Raw genomic sequence first — 14,106 nt, forward strand, 5'->3', positions numbered from 1 at the left:
CTGAATAATTTTTGTCGGCAGCTCCTCGACCTTGTCTGTAGAGGTTAAAACTCACTCGCAGTACACAGTCCAAAGCTGATCAACCCGTCATGGAGCCTTGGCTCACCATCTCCCGGTATTATCCGGCTCGGTGGCACACTCGCCACGCCACCAGGCCATCTGCAGGATGTCGAACGGAGATGCGCCTCTATGACGACAAAACAAGCCGGGAGGCCAAGATATTGAAAAGCTCTGCAAGCATTCGTGCATCTAGCAACGCATGGTGTGGCAGATCAGACAGCTCTACTTGTTCAAGAGCTTCCGCGTTCACCTGATTGAAAAGACTTGTTAGGTTGGTCGGTTGATTCACAACCCGGACTGGCCAGCGTTGATGATCCGCACAAGCGAGATCACGGAAAAACTCCCAATCCCAATGTGGCGCATCTGAACACACCTCAAGCTCCTCGTCGAAGCAGCCTAGAAACCTTCGAAGCGAGGCTCGAGCTTCGACAAGCGACTGACCGTATTGCAGAGGGTCAAGCCGCGGTAAAACGTTCTGGATGACGAAATCACTGCAGTCTTCGACCGAATAGGTATCCGTCAACTCAGCGTAAAACTCTTCGCCTGACTCTGATACCAGCGCTAGGGATATCAGCTTCGAGTCCTGATTGAGCTGGGTAAATTCGCAATCTAGGAATAACTTCAACGACCTGTCCTCCTCATCTCCTGTTAGCGTGGTCTGTCATTGGAGCAATGTTCGTCCTGCTATTTGGATGAACGTACCGTGGCTATCAGTAACCTAGCCAAGGGATGCGACCCTTGCTTCGGTGCCGCTCACATTTCCTAGCGTGGATAAGTAATCGCTGTAACGTGCTGAGTAATCAAACTGCGGAGTTCGTCCATCTTTGGATGAGACAGGGTAGTTCCACCATGCTGGAAATTACAAAGTCAGCTCCAACATTTTCGAGCTCTGCAGCGGTCACTTGAGACGCAAAGGCTATTGTCTTCAGTCCCGCCGCCTTGGCAGCAACAACACCCGGCAGAGAATCCTCCACGACAATGCATTGAGTTCCCTGTACGCCAAGGGTTGAGATGGCATGTAGGTAAATGTCAGGCGCAGGTTTTGGAGCTAAACCCTGACTACCGGAGGAGCAAACATGGTGGAAATGGTGGCTCAACTCAGTCTTGGTGAGCACGAAGCCGACGTGGGCGAGGCTGGCGTTCGACACAATAGCCTTTGGAATTGATATGGCCTCCAACGCGGCCCTTATCCCAGCTACCTCAACAAGCTCATTTTCGAGGCTGGTGCGAAGCGTACGAGCCAGTGTGACTGCAAAGTCCTCGGGCAGCCCTTTGCACCAGTGGGAGAGCACCTCCAGGCAAGTATTTCGACTGTGCCCTAGAAAATGTTGGCTCCACATTTCCTGAGTGATGCTTAAGCCAAGCATGGCCAAGGAAACGGATCGAAACGCTTTATATGCAAGTGTCTCGCTATCTACCACGGTGCCATCACAGTCAAATAAAAGCATGGGTCAATCTGCTTGGATCTTGTGCAAAAGTGGCGAGGCCACGCGTAGGTAATCCTCGGAGTTCAGGATCGCGGATGTTTCAAAGGAGGCGGCATTGAACGCAATCTCATCGAAACGATCGGTCAGATCTGGATCCAGTACAACAACCAGGTCTTTGTGAAACGAGAACGGCGGGATCATACCTACCTCACAACCTGTCAGATCAGTGGCTAGTGATTTATCCGCTAGGCGCATCTTGCGAACACCTAGTGCCATCGCTAACGACCCTAAATTAAGCCGGCGATCTGCGGGTAGCACAGCCAGCGCATGAATGGCCTTGCCGAGTTCGTCAGTACCACTGCAGACAAGAGCTTTCGCACCTTGGCCTACCTCAGTTCCTCGTGCAATCGCGACCTCGACAGATTTGCCGGCGCAAGCATGCTGGACGAGCCGATAGCGGCATTGATGACGATCCAGGAGATCGATCAGTGCTTGATGGGGCGTCATGGTGAAACCTCTAGCGGCAGATTATGGGGCGAACATCGGGCGCGAGATTAGAAACAAAAAAGATTATTTGTCAATTTATAGATAAAATATCCATCACATCAGATGCGCTCATGATTGTGGATTTTGGTTTTTATCCATTGATTTACAACGAATAAATACAGCATCGCACCTGCTTTTTTCGATTCCCTGATAGCTGACAAAGAGACATTCCATCGGCAAATATTTACATAATGTCTAATTATGGATAATCTGTATAAAATCCTAATTTCTGGAAAAACCGCAGATGCCCAACACTGCCACGCTGAAGCTGCTCGACCGCGACCACGTCGACGCCTTGATCAATCCCGAACAGATCCTCTTCGCCGTAAGGGAAGCCTTCTTCCTCCATAGCGCGGGCAAGGGGCAGGTATTCCCGGTCGTTCGCGAGGCTTTGGAAACTGGTGGTATTTTTGGAATCAAGTCGGGCGGTATCAGCAGCGAGGGTGTTCTGGGATTCAAGGCGGCAGGTTTCTGGCCTTCGAACCGGGGAGCCGGTGGCGAGCCTCACCAAGCCACGATCATGCTCATTGATCCGGCAACGGGAAGGCCGCTGTGCGTTATCGATGGCAACACTGTTACCACCTTACGCACCGGCGCAGCCGGCGCCCTTGGTCTTGAATTGCTGGCAAGAAAGGACAGCTCGCGTGTCTGTGTATTCGGTTCCGGCGTTCAAGCTTCGATCCAGCTCGACTACGCTCTGCGGGTTATGCCGGGTATCAAGGAAATTGAATACCTGACTTATGACCGCAAGCCAGATCAGCGCTTTGAATCCATGTTCGATGGCCGCTGCTTGATTCGTCATAGCATGGAAGCCAACGATGCGGTGAGCCGAAGCGACATCGTGATCACTGCGACTCCGGGTGCTGGTGCGCTTTTCGATCTTGAAGCGGTCGCACCTGGCACTCACCTCAACTGCGTAGGCGCCGACACTCGCGGCAAGCGGGAGCTTCCAGAAGGCTTGATCGCCAAGGCTAGGGTGGTGGTCGACGACATCAACCAGGCGACCCAGATTGGCGAGACGCAGTGGGCTCCCGAGGTGCCGGTGATCGAAATCGGCGATTTGTTGACCGGTCGCCAAGTCTTTACCCGTGAGGCACAAGACATCTCGGTATTCGATATGACTGGTTTGGCGCTGCAAGACCTGACCGTCGCCCGCTTGCTGTTTAAGCAGGCCAAGAATGAAAGCATTGGGCACGACATTTCGTGGCCTTGGTAACTTGCTAGAGGAAATTGCCGTGGATCCAGTAATCTTGCCAACCTTCAATGAAGTCGTAGCTGCCGCTAACCGCCTTGAAGGCTTTGCTCACAAAACCCCCGTGTTGACGTCCCGCACCATCGATGAAGAAATTGGGGCGCAGATCTTCTTCAAGTGCGAAAACCTACAACGCACCGGTTCGTTCAAATTCCGTGGTGCATTCAACTCACTGGCGAAATTCGACGAGCAACAACGTAAAGCTGGCGTGGTAGCGTTTTCTTCCGGTAATCATGCTCAAGGCATTGCTTTGGCTGCCGCCTTGCTGAAGATGCCCGCGACGATAGTAATGCCCAACGATGCCCCCGCCGCCAAAGTGGCTGCGACCAAAGGTTATGGCGCCACGATCATTTTCTATGATCGCTATACCGAAGATCGCGAGGCGATTGGCCGTGCACTGGCAGCCGAGCATGGGATGACGTTGATCCCTTCATATGACCACCCAGATGTGCTTTCAGGCCAAGGTACTGCGGCGAAAGAGCTATTAGAAAGTACCGGCCCGCTGGATGTGCTTTTCGTCGGTCTCGGGGGTGGGGGTATGTTGTCCGGGACAACCCTATCCACACGAGCGTTGGCGCCGGAGTGCCTGATCTATGGCGTCGAGCCGGAAGCAGGAAACGATGGTCAGGAATCATTCCGCAAGGGTGAGATCGTCCATATCGACACACCTGACACCATTGCCGACGGCGCTCAAACCCAGCACTTGGGGCACTACACCTTTCCGATCATTCTCAATGGCGTTAACGATATCGTCACCGTCTCCGACCAGGAGCTGATCGCGGCCATGAAGTTCTTTGCCGAGCGCATGAAGATCATGGTCGAGCCCACCGGATGTCTAGGCCTGGCAGCCGTTCGAAAGATGAAAGATCAGCTTCAGGGCAAGAAGGTCGGCATCATCATTACGGGTGGCAATGTCGACATCGAGCGCTACGCCAGATTTCTGACCACTGAATAATTCGCGCTGCCCGTAGAGGCAACTGTTTCAAACAATAGATAGGAAACCAGTGCCCACCATTCGTTCGCAAGAACGTTTGGCGGGTGAGCTTTGCCTACATTTTTTGCTGCTGCCTATAAGAGCGCCTTTGGGTTGTCCTGAGGCCATATAAAAAAGAGGTGCGTATGAGAAATAGATACTTGGTTCGTGCAATCGTAATCGCGATGGTTCTCGGCGTCTTGCTGGGCGGTCTATTGCACTCCCATCTCGATGGGGAGGCGGCAAAAAGCGTTTCTACCAATTTAAATCTGATTACGGATGTCTTCTTGCGACTGATCAAGATGGTCATCGCTCCGCTGGTTTTCGCGACACTGGTGACCGGTGTGGCGAGCATGGCCGACAGTGGTTCGATTGGCCGTGTTGGCTTCAAGGCAATGGCGTGGTTTCTGATCGCATCGCTGATCTCGCTGACCATCGGCTTAGTTCTCGCCAACTTCTTCCAACCAGGCGCGGGTTTGAATCTCGTTGTCGGCCAGGCCACCGGCAGCACGGGGCTGAACACGGCCACATTCAGCCTGCCCATTTTCCTGTCCCATGTATTTCCTCGCAGCATCGTTGAAGCCATGGGCAGCAACGAAGTGCTTCAAATCGTGGTCTTCTCTCTATTTTTCGGCGCCGCGTTGGCGTTCGTCAAAGGCAGTGGAAAGTCAGGCATCGTGGACATTCTCGAAGAGTTGTCCAAGGTGATGTTCCGCATCACTGATTATGTAATGGTCGTCGCACCGTTCGCTGTTTTCGCCGCCATCGCATCGACCATCACTGTGCACGGCTTGGAGATGGTCGTGAGCTTCGGCAAGCTGGTTGCGCAATATTTCCTGGGGCTGGCGATCCTCTGGCTGCTCATCGCCGGAGCGGGTTACCTGGCATTCGGCAAACGGCTCAAGGCGCTTTTGACCAACCTACGGGAACCGGTGCTGGTCGCTTTCTCCACTGCCAGTAGCGAAGCCGCCTACCCAAAAACCATTGCGGCGCTGGACAACTTCGGCTCCAACAAGCGTATCAACAGTTTCGTCCTGCCATTGGGCTATTCGTTCAACCTGGATGGTTCGATGATGTATCAGGCATTCATCGTCATGTTCATCGCCCAAGCCTACAACATAGAAATGACCTTCACCCATCAGGTCATGATTCTGCTCACGCTGCTGGTCATCAGTAAGGGCACTGCAGGTGTCGCACGCGGCTCGCTCGTGGTGTTGGCTGCGGGACTTCCCATGATCGGACTCCCGGAGTCCGGACTGCTGCTCATTCTGGCTATCGACCCCATCCTGGATATGGGCCGCACCGCTACGAATGTTTTTGGCTGCGGGGTGGCTACTGCCGTAATCGGAAAGGGAAGCGAAGAGCCAGTTGGCGAGCGCGCGGCCAGTCCCCAAGCCGTTTGAAACCCTGACCAAACTCTGCAGGAAGTGCCAATGAACAAGCCAGTGATTGACGGTGAATCTATGTTGAATGAGGTCAGCGGTAAGTTTCGCTTGGCCCGTGCGTTAACTCTTTTTATCAGTATGACGATGTGCGCTTCCACATTATCCGCGCAGGAGAAATCTATGGAGACAGTGTCCCAATCCTCGGCCCGTCCCCGCGTGTTGCTACTGGCAACGGGAGGCACCATTGCGGGCTCCGCTGACAGCCGGGGCGTGGGCGCTTACAACTCCGGCGCAGTGAGTGCCCAACAACTGATCGATGCAGTGCCTGGTTTGTCCAGCCTTGCACAGCTGAGCAGCGATCAGGTAGCCAAGGTTGGCTCTCAAGACATGACCGACGACATCTGGATGAAACTTGCCAAGCGAGCGCAACACGAACTCGATGAAGGTAACGTCGATGCGGTTGTCATTACCCATGGGACGGACACGATGGAGGAAACAGCGTTCTTCCTCGACCTCGTTCTGGACATCAATAAGCCTGTGGTGATGGTGGGGTCAATGCGTCCCTCGACCGGACTGGGAGCAGATGGCCCGGCAAACATTTATCAGGCCGTGAAAGTCGCTATCGATCCCGAAGCAAGTGGACGAGGCGTGATGGTGGTCATGAACGAGCAAATCGAAAGCGCTCGGGGGGTCACCAAAATGCACAGTACCAATGTGCAAGCGATGCAGTCCCCTAACCTGGGGTCTATCGGTTTCGTCGATCCTGGGCATGTACGATTCGTCCAAGCCGTCCCAACTCATCGCGGGGCAGCGTTAGCGCTTCCTGCTGATGGAAAGCTGCCACGCGTCGAGGTGATCTACTGCCATGCAAATATGGATGCTCGGCAAATCGATCACGCCGTCGAAGATGGGGCGAAGGGGATTGTCCTGGCCGGCGTGGGCGACGGCAATGCATCAAAAGCCGCTCTAGCCGCGCTGAAAAAAGCCGCCGCCAAGGGAGTCCTCGTCGTTCGCTCGACTCGGGTTGCTCAGGGCTACGTGAATCGCAACATCGAATTCAACGATGACCAGAGCGGTTTTGTCGCTGCGGTGGATTTGAATCCGCAGAAGGCGAGAGTGCTAACCCAGCTTCTCCTCGTGAATGGAGTAAGCGAACCCCAGAAGGCTCAGGAAGCTTTTTCAAACGTGCGGTAAAACCGCAAAGTCACGTTGCCGCGCCTGTTCGCGGCAACGCCTTATCTGACATCGGGCCAAATAATGAAAATCGTAGCCACCGAAAATGCTCCACGCCCGGCAGGGCATTACGCTCAAGGGATCATCCATGGCGATACCCTTCACATCTCGGGGCAGCTACCCGTTAGCCCGGATGGCACTCATAATCTTCAGGCCAGCTTCTCCGAGCAAGCGACTGTGGCGTTGGGCAATCTTATTGCCATTCTAAAAACTGCTGGCTGTTCCATTGATGACCTGGTGAAGGTCACCGTCTATGTGGCAGGGGTCAAGCACTGGCCCGAGTTCGACCGCATCTACAGCGCTGCGTTGGGAGTTCATCGGCCTGCGCGCGCCGTTGTGCCGGTGCCCGAGCTTCACCATGGATATCTGGTCGAAATCGAAGCTATTGCTCAGGTGAAGACTGCCTGAGACGGTTGACGTTACCATTGTGAATGGCTTGTGCTAAGAACGGTTCGGCTAACCAGGGTATCCATGGAAGGCGCCCAACCGGCACTCCTTCCATGACTGATGGGGTATCGGTTACTTGGCGTCGTTGTAAACGGTGGCGCGTGATACGCCCAGATAGGCCGCGACGATTTCCATCGCTCGGCGCACATCCAACAGACCGGTTTCTTTCAGTTCCACGAGAAGGGCGCGGCGGTCTGGTGCCTTCATGGCTCGGGGAGTCGTAGCAAGCCGCGCGGCGAATTGATCGATACGTCCGCGAATAACGTCCGCTCCTGCAACCTCAAGCGTCTCATCCGGACGCTCTCCCCCGAAAGCACTGAACTGGTCAAGCATCCCTTGCAGACCCCGAAATAGGGAAAGATCGACGTTCATGCATAACGCGGCGATGTACTTTCCATTGGAGTCCTTGATCCCGATGGAAGTGCTTTTTACCTGGCGACCATCACTGAACCGGTTTGGATAGTTCGCAATGACCTGTGGGTAGTCGGGGTCAGCGATACGGGCCAACCCGAGCTCGGTGGCAGGGTCTCCGGGCTGACGACCAGACAGATTGTTGTGGATCGCAAGAATTGCGTGCTCAGGGTCACGCAGATCATGCAGGACGACTTCGCAAAAGGGGCTGAAGGTTTCGCTGAGCCCCTTCGCGACCTGTTCCATTTGATCGAGCAATGCTCGTTGTTCGGCAGTGGTTTTTTTCATCTGGACAAGATATCCAATAACTGGAAATACCGTCAATAAATTCAGCTAAGGCCCATTTGGGTAATTTAGGGAGTACGAGGGTTGGATCCTGAACACTTTTGGATGGGCTGTTGGCAGTCGCGCATGGCGTTCCACTTAGGCATCGGTTTGCATTCGACCTACCAGTTATTGCGCTGCATCTGACCACTGATTGAATCCACAGTCGATCGTTGCCGGTCAGACCTCTAGCATTGTGAACAAACTCGAGGCAGATGGCTGGTCACGCCTAATGCAAAACCGACATGCAATTCTGTGAAAATCCCCCAGCACTAAAGCAATCGCTTCTTCGCGTAAGCGCCTACCCTTTGCGTAATACATCAATCAGGAAATTGCTAGCAGTGAATCCACCAGCACCAAGCGATTAAGTGTGCGCATGATATAGCCTCGGCTCAAACATCACTGTTCTGAGAATCCGCTTTGAACACACTTGATGCACGTGCCGATTTCAACACCCTGATCAACGCACCGAAATTTTCCGACGATCCCGTTGGGCACCGGCAGAAAAAGCGGTGGCAGCTCATCGCTGGAGACATTTACAAAAGTACTTCCATCGAAGCGCTGCTGGAGGCGAGGGGAAAAGCTGAAGGCTACATCCATGGTTTGGTAGATGCCGGGCACCTTTCAACAAGGGATACCGAGCGTGACTATCTCATTTTGAGCATCGTTCAAAGGCGGCGCGATTTTTTGAAGAAATTACTGAGCGAGTACGGTTACTGAGCCAGGCGCGACTTTTGAGAACGTCCAGCGGCTGATGTGCACCGCAGGATAAAGTCGGTTTGAAGCGCTCCGCATGGCCAATTCGGAGCGCTGCTAATTGAAACCCTAAGAGGCCATAGCGAGCGACTTCTAGAGGTCTGACGGAGCTCGAGAAATGAGCTTGTCCTGAATCGACTCCCACTCTTCCATTGAAATGAGCACCGCAGTCCTGCGTTCTCCCTCAACGAAAATCGGTTTTCGAGCCGTGATCACTTGGTCGAGCAACTCGTCGAACCGGGTTATTGCCCGAGAAACTAACCATCGTTCATCTGCCATGTGCCAGGCCCTATCACGTGATCAAATGATGGTTTTCATATCGTCGATTAGAAACTATCGGCGGACTGGAGAAGCTTGAGAAAGCTAGTTCTATCGAGGTCTCGCTTGAAGCTAGCGATGACGTAATTACCGTCTTGAGATTCGAGCGGCCAAAACAGCCCCTCTTTCCTCGCTGACTGAATTTTACCTGTGCGAAGAATAGAACCATCCGCCCTGTGGTACGCATCGTCACGCTCAGAATGGTCGAAGGAAACGCCCAGGCATGTGTCATCTGCGATCAGTGCGTCGCTAATGAAAGCTTTGATCGGCACCGTGTATTTGCGAAGGCTTGCTCGCACCAAGCGACTCAGTTGAAAGTCACTCAAATCCTTACTATGAAATTCCAGCTCAATGATTTCCGGCATCCAATCCAAGCTCCAAAACGACTTCAGAATATTTTCCGTCGAACATCGCTTACCCAGCCGACATCGAAAAAGCAGCCCTTAAGCTAGCCCCTCCCAACCAGAAACCTCTTCCCCCGCGCCATAAAAGAGTTGCGCGATTTCTTCCAACGTCACCATCAAAAATCCTCCATCTCGTCGAGCGAGGCCAATCGCACAAGCTTTCGCATTGACCAATCACTGGCATCAAAGCTCGATCAATAAACCAGGATCAAAACCGGTGTCTTGGCCTGGGTATCCACGCGAATTTGAAACCAGGCGGCACCCACATTTGGTGAAGCTTGCTGCTACGTGGGTGTGTCCGTAGACCGTCGAAGGGTGTACCGAACGCCTGAGCCAACCAGCTGTAGGCAGTCCTTGATTTGGCAATCAGGTCAGCAGGCCGTAAGCGTCGATAACTCACGTCAGTTCTGATGACACGGAAATCGCTCATCCACTTCCACGCAGTGCGGGTTGCTGCCTCGACATCTCCAGTCGAGCTGTAATCTGTCCACCCCGTAGTCACCAGAAAACGCGTGCGATCCAAAATCAGCACTTCATTTTCCAGCACGTGCATGTGCGGTACTGCCGCCTCCTTCATCTTACGCAGCGTCTGTTCGAGGTGACCACCGTAGTACTCATGATTGCCGCATACGTAGATCACAGGACACTGGAACACTTCGTTCGCCCACTTCACTCCACGCGATTTCAGATCGATGGCACCGGCGAGGATGACTACGTCCGCATCGCTTGGGGCGGGATCGAACCATTTAAATGCCCTGCGAAAGGGGTAATGAGCGCCCTGAATCTTTCTTCTGATCCCCGCCAATTACCGGATCTCGAATATATTTCAATTGCCCTGGGCCATAACTCAACGACAGGCCGAGAGGCTATCGCATCGACGAGTTGCTGGTGAGTGAGACCGCCGATCAGACCCGTCAAGGCATCCCGAAATTGCGGAAGCGCTACCCCGGCCAGGATACGGTAGTCATGTATCGTCTCGCCGGGAGCATTATTAACGGTCTCCTGCAACACAGTGCGGGTCGGTTACTGAAGTCGCTGCCAGAAATCAGGGAACGCCGCGATAAATGCCACGGCGCGTGGACGGCTGGCCGGCTCCGCTGTCCAAAAGGTTTGCAATTACCTGCGAGATATCCGGCCAGCATTCGGGCGCCCGATCCCGCACTGCGACAAGTGACGAGATGATCTTGTGATGAAGGGGCTCCCATTGTGCGGGAACTCCCTTGAGAAGCGATTTAGCGAGTACCGTAGCAAAATTGCGCACGTTCTGAGAGCGGACTCGCGCAAGGTAACGCTGCTCGACATAATCGAGGATGCGTTCATGGTTCGTTGGGAACCCCGGCGACTGAACATCGATATCATAAAGATCTGAAATCGCTTTGCCCTGCAAAGGCTCTTGGGCCAGCACAAGGTCGACCGTGTTGACGAGGTGTAGCCGCACGAGTTCGGCGGACGGTTCAAATAGATCGGCTTCGGCGGAGAAGGCTGGATGGGCACAAAGATTCCGATCCTCTCGAAGGCGTTCCAAGTGCTTTCGGGCGATCTGGTTTACAACTTGGGTATTGCCCGTGGCGTGATCCAGAATCGTTCGTTCCAGCAGAAGCAGCTCACTAATGTCGCCGGAGTTGGTTGCGTTGTCCCAAGCCTGAAGGAACGTGGCTGCGGCGGTATCGCCCAAGGCGCTCAGCTTTCGGTACTTGGCAATCAGGTCATACACCAACGCGACCCAGGCGGAGGTCAGTGCACCCCGCAATGCGCCAGCCTTGTAGGCCTTCACGGCGTCCAGAAAGTATACCTTCGACTGGGGATGTCGAATGCGAGTGAGCAATATGTCGAGATCTACAAATCCAGCGTCCATAGCTTTTGACTTCAACGATAGAGGTAGGTCGAGACTACCATCTGCTATGTAAGCTCACACGCGCAGAACACCAGATCACGACCGAGCTCCTGTCCCGTCCAAAACCTCAAAAAGGTTAAATTAGGTAAGTGACTGATTTATGGAAGATAAATCTATTGCAACAGTTAATAAGGCTCCGGAACTTATGAGTGAACAGATCGAGCCCGGCATACAGACCCACACCGCCCAGCAGCGCCAGCGCGCCAGCCAGTTGGCCCAAGCGGTCAGGACGGAATTGCAGAAAGCCGTGATCGGCCAGAACCGCGTGATCGACGATGTGCTCACCGCCCTGATCGCCGGTGGCCATGTGTTGCTCGAAGGCGTGCCGGGGTTAGGCAAGACCTTGTTGGTGCGCGCCCTCGCTCGCTGCTTCGGCGGCGAATTCGCGCGCATCCAGTTCACCCCGGACCTGATGCCCAGCGACGTCACCGGGCACGCGGTGTACGACTTGCAAACCGAGCAATTCAAGCTGCGTAAAGGCCCGCTGTTTACCAATCTGCTGCTGGCCGACGAGATCAACCGCGCCCCGGCGAAAACCCAGGCGGCGCTGCTCGAAGCCATGCAGGAACGCCAAGTCACCCTCGAAGGCCGCGCCCTGCCCATCGCGCAACCGTTCATGGTGCTCGCCACGCAAAACCCCATCGAACAGGAAGGCACTTACCCGTTGCCGGAAGCCGAGCTCGACCGCTTCATGCTCAAGGTTCGCATGGACTACCCCGACGCCGATCAGGAATTGAACATGGTGCGCCAGGTCAGCCGCTCGACCCGGGCCGACATGCTTGATGTGCAACCGTTGCGCACCGTGTTGCAAGCCAAGGACGTGCTGGCCTTGCAGCGCATTGCCAGTGATCTGCCAATGGACGATCAGGTACTCGATTACGCCGTGCGCCTGGCCCGCACCACCCGAACCTGGCCAGGGTTGACCCTGGGCGCCGGGCCACGCGCCTCCATCGCATTGGTGCGCTGCGCCCGCGCCCGGGCCTTGTTGCGCGGCGGCGAATTTGTAATTCCCGATGACATCAAAGGCTGCGCGCTGGCCGTTCTGCGTCACCGTGTGCGAATTGCCCCGGAGCTGGACATCGAAGGGCTGGAAGTCGATCAGGTGCTCAAGCAACTGCTCGATCAAGTACCGGCGCCGCGGTTGTGAACACCGTCATCCAGACCAACCCTGTGGCGAGGGAGCTTGCTCCCGCTGGGTTGCGAAGCAGCCCCAAAACCAGGCGACGCGCAATGTCAGGCAAACCACACCCACCTGTTTTACGACTGCTGCGCAGTCGAGCGGGAGCAAGCTCCCTCGCCACAAAAAGCTCTTTTGCCACAAAAGGTATGCGCCGATGAAACCCACGCGCCTGCTGCTGATCTGGCTCGCAGTACTGCTGGCCATCGGCATCGTGTTCGGCGCATTGCGGGCACTGGACATCGCAGTTCCATCGGGCCTTTTGGCGATCAACTGGGGATTACTGTTAGCGCTGCTGGCCCTTGCAATACTCGACGCCATCCGCCTCAAAAACCTGCCCTCGCCCCGCGTGCAACGGCAAATGCCCGGCAGCCTGGCGCTCGGTCGATGGGGCGAAGTGCGACTGGAGATCGAGCACGATTTTGCGCAACCGCTTAACGTACACATCTTCGACCATGTGCCGCACGGCCTGGACTTCGAACTCCTTCCCCTGTCGGTCGAACTGCAACCCGGCCAACACAGCCAGATCGGCTATCGCCTGCGCCCACTCAAGCGCGGCCACTTCACCTTCGAACACTGCGAAATCAGCCTGCCAAGCCCAATGGGCCTATGGTCAGGCAAACGTCTACTGAACGTAGTCGACAACACCCGCGTCTACCCCGACTTCGCCCGCCTCTACGGCGGCCAACTGCTGGCGGTGGATAACTGGCTCAGCCAGCTCGGTGTACGCCAACGTCAACGGCGCGGATTGGGTCTTGAGTTTCATCAACTACGCGAATTCAGAGAAGGCGACAGCCTGCGCCAGATCGACTGGAAAGCCACGGCACGCCAACGCACACCGATTGCCCGTGAGTATGAGGATGAACGCGATCAACAGATCATCTTCATGCTTGATTGCGGGCGGCGCATGCGTAGCCAGGATGATGAGTTGTCGCACTTCGACCATGCGCTCAATGCCTGTCTGTTGCTCAGTTACGCGGCCCTGCGTCAGGGCGATGCCGTGGGGCTGAGCACCTTCGCTAGCCATCAGCCGCGCTACCTCGCGCCGGTCAAAGGCACGGGCCAACTGAACGTATTGCTCAACAGCGTCTACGACCTCGACAGCACCCAACGCCCCGCCGATTATCAAGCGGCGGCTACTCAGTTGCTGGCCCGACAGAAACGCCGGGCACTGGTGGTGCTGGTCACCAACCTGCGCGATGAAGACGATGAAGAATTGCTGACCGCCGTCAAACGCCTGAGCAAACAACATCGGGTGCTGGTGGCGAGTCTGCGCGAAGACTTGCTCGACAATCTGCGGCACGCGCCGGTGCAAACCTTGCCGGAGGCGCTGGCTTATTGCGGGACGGTGGATTATTTGAACGCCCGGACGCAGCTCCATGAGCGGTTGAGTGCTCATGGAGTGCCGGTGGTGGATGCTCGGCCCTCAGAATTGGGGGCCGAGTTGGTGACGCGGTATTTGGGTTGGAAGAAAGCCGGGGAGCTTTAGTGCTGACACT

Annotated in this window: 14 protein-coding genes and 1 pseudogene; 8 read left to right on the top strand and 7 right to left on the bottom strand. The window is 55.2% G+C overall.

Features of this window, described 5'->3' with window-relative positions; genetic code table 11:
* Positions 1-187 precede the first annotated feature (187 nt).
* The 3 genes from LOY56_RS20280 to LOY56_RS20290 all read right to left on the bottom strand — a co-directional run bounded on the left by LOY56_RS20280 (position 188) and on the right by LOY56_RS20290 (position 1,994).
* A complete protein-coding gene (locus LOY56_RS20280; RefSeq protein WP_258616797.1) occupies positions 188-685 on the bottom strand; it encodes a 3'-5' exoribonuclease domain-containing protein in 498 nt (165 codons plus the stop codon).
* A gap of 175 nt (positions 686-860) precedes the next feature.
* Positions 861-1,508 (bottom strand): HAD family phosphatase, encoded by a 648-nt coding sequence (locus LOY56_RS20285; protein WP_258616798.1) that lies wholly within the window; start codon positions 1,506-1,508, stop codon positions 861-863.
* Between the two features lie 3 nt (positions 1,509-1,511).
* Complete coding sequence (locus LOY56_RS20290; protein WP_258616799.1) at positions 1,512-1,994, bottom strand: YbaK/EbsC family protein; 483 nt, start codon at positions 1,992-1,994, stop codon at positions 1,512-1,514.
* A 283-nt stretch (positions 1,995-2,277) separates the two neighbouring features.
* Between LOY56_RS20290 and LOY56_RS20295 the strand changes: the two genes are divergently transcribed.
* The 5 genes from LOY56_RS20295 to LOY56_RS20315 all read left to right on the top strand — a co-directional run bounded on the left by LOY56_RS20295 (position 2,278) and on the right by LOY56_RS20315 (position 7,284).
* Complete coding sequence (locus tag LOY56_RS20295) at positions 2,278-3,249, top strand: ornithine cyclodeaminase family protein (protein WP_258616800.1); 972 nt, start codon at positions 2,278-2,280, stop codon at positions 3,247-3,249.
* Complete coding sequence (locus tag LOY56_RS20300; RefSeq protein WP_258616802.1) at positions 3,212-4,240, top strand: threo-3-hydroxy-L-aspartate ammonia-lyase; 1,029 nt, start codon at positions 3,212-3,214, stop codon at positions 4,238-4,240. Before LOY56_RS20295 ends, LOY56_RS20300 begins: the two co-directional genes overlap by 38 nt.
* Before the next feature lie 164 nt (positions 4,241-4,404).
* Complete coding sequence (locus LOY56_RS20305; RefSeq protein WP_258616803.1) at positions 4,405-5,661, top strand: dicarboxylate/amino acid:cation symporter; 1,257 nt, start codon at positions 4,405-4,407, stop codon at positions 5,659-5,661.
* Between the two features lie 30 nt (positions 5,662-5,691).
* The gene (locus LOY56_RS20310; RefSeq protein WP_258616804.1) at positions 5,692-6,837 is read left to right on the top strand and encodes an asparaginase; all 1,146 of its coding nucleotides are present in this window, start codon (positions 5,692-5,694) and stop codon (positions 6,835-6,837) included.
* A 63-nt stretch (positions 6,838-6,900) separates the two neighbouring features.
* On the top strand, positions 6,901-7,284 hold the full coding sequence (locus LOY56_RS20315) for a RidA family protein (protein WP_258616805.1): 384 nt from the start codon (positions 6,901-6,903) through the stop codon (positions 7,282-7,284).
* Between the two features lie 111 nt (positions 7,285-7,395).
* On the opposite strand, the gene LOY56_RS20320 is transcribed toward LOY56_RS20315, so the two are convergent.
* Complete coding sequence (locus tag LOY56_RS20320; RefSeq protein ID WP_258616807.1) at positions 7,396-8,022, bottom strand: transcriptional regulator; 627 nt, start codon at positions 8,020-8,022, stop codon at positions 7,396-7,398.
* Positions 8,023-8,478: 456 nt separating this feature from the next.
* Between LOY56_RS20320 and LOY56_RS20325 the strand changes: the two genes are divergently transcribed.
* Positions 8,479-8,778, top strand: a complete 300-nt coding sequence (locus LOY56_RS20325; RefSeq protein ID WP_258616808.1) for a hypothetical protein — start codon at positions 8,479-8,481, stop codon at positions 8,776-8,778.
* A gap of 362 nt (positions 8,779-9,140) precedes the next feature.
* Here the strand turns inward: LOY56_RS20325 and LOY56_RS20330 are convergent, their stop codons facing one another.
* The 3 genes and pseudogenes from LOY56_RS20330 to LOY56_RS20340 all read right to left on the bottom strand — a co-directional run bounded on the left by LOY56_RS20330 (position 9,141) and on the right by LOY56_RS20340 (position 11,391).
* The gene (locus LOY56_RS20330; protein ID WP_258616809.1) at positions 9,141-9,497 is read right to left on the bottom strand and encodes a hypothetical protein; all 357 of its coding nucleotides are present in this window, start codon (positions 9,495-9,497) and stop codon (positions 9,141-9,143) included.
* A gap of 222 nt (positions 9,498-9,719) precedes the next feature.
* A pseudogene (locus LOY56_RS20335) lies at positions 9,720-10,320 on the bottom strand (metallophosphoesterase).
* A 261-nt stretch (positions 10,321-10,581) separates the two neighbouring features.
* Positions 10,582-11,391 carry a hypothetical protein gene (locus LOY56_RS20340; RefSeq protein WP_258616812.1) on the bottom strand — a complete coding sequence of 270 codons (810 nt, stop codon included), beginning with the start codon at positions 11,389-11,391 and terminating at the stop codon, positions 10,582-10,584.
* 184 nt (positions 11,392-11,575) lie between these two features.
* Here LOY56_RS20340 and LOY56_RS20345 point away from each other — a divergent pair, with 184 nt between their 5' ends.
* On the top strand, positions 11,576-12,577 hold the full coding sequence (locus LOY56_RS20345; protein ID WP_258616813.1) for a MoxR family ATPase: 1,002 nt from the start codon (positions 11,576-11,578) through the stop codon (positions 12,575-12,577).
* Between the two features lie 187 nt (positions 12,578-12,764).
* Positions 12,765-14,096 carry a DUF58 domain-containing protein gene (locus tag LOY56_RS20350; protein WP_258616814.1) on the top strand — a complete coding sequence of 444 codons (1,332 nt, stop codon included), beginning with the start codon at positions 12,765-12,767 and terminating at the stop codon, positions 14,094-14,096.
* Positions 14,097-14,106: the final 10 nt, after the last annotated feature.

It is taken from the genome of Pseudomonas sp. B21-048 (assembly GCF_024748615.1).
In the GTDB taxonomy this organism is placed as follows: domain Bacteria; phylum Pseudomonadota; class Gammaproteobacteria; order Pseudomonadales; family Pseudomonadaceae; genus Aquipseudomonas.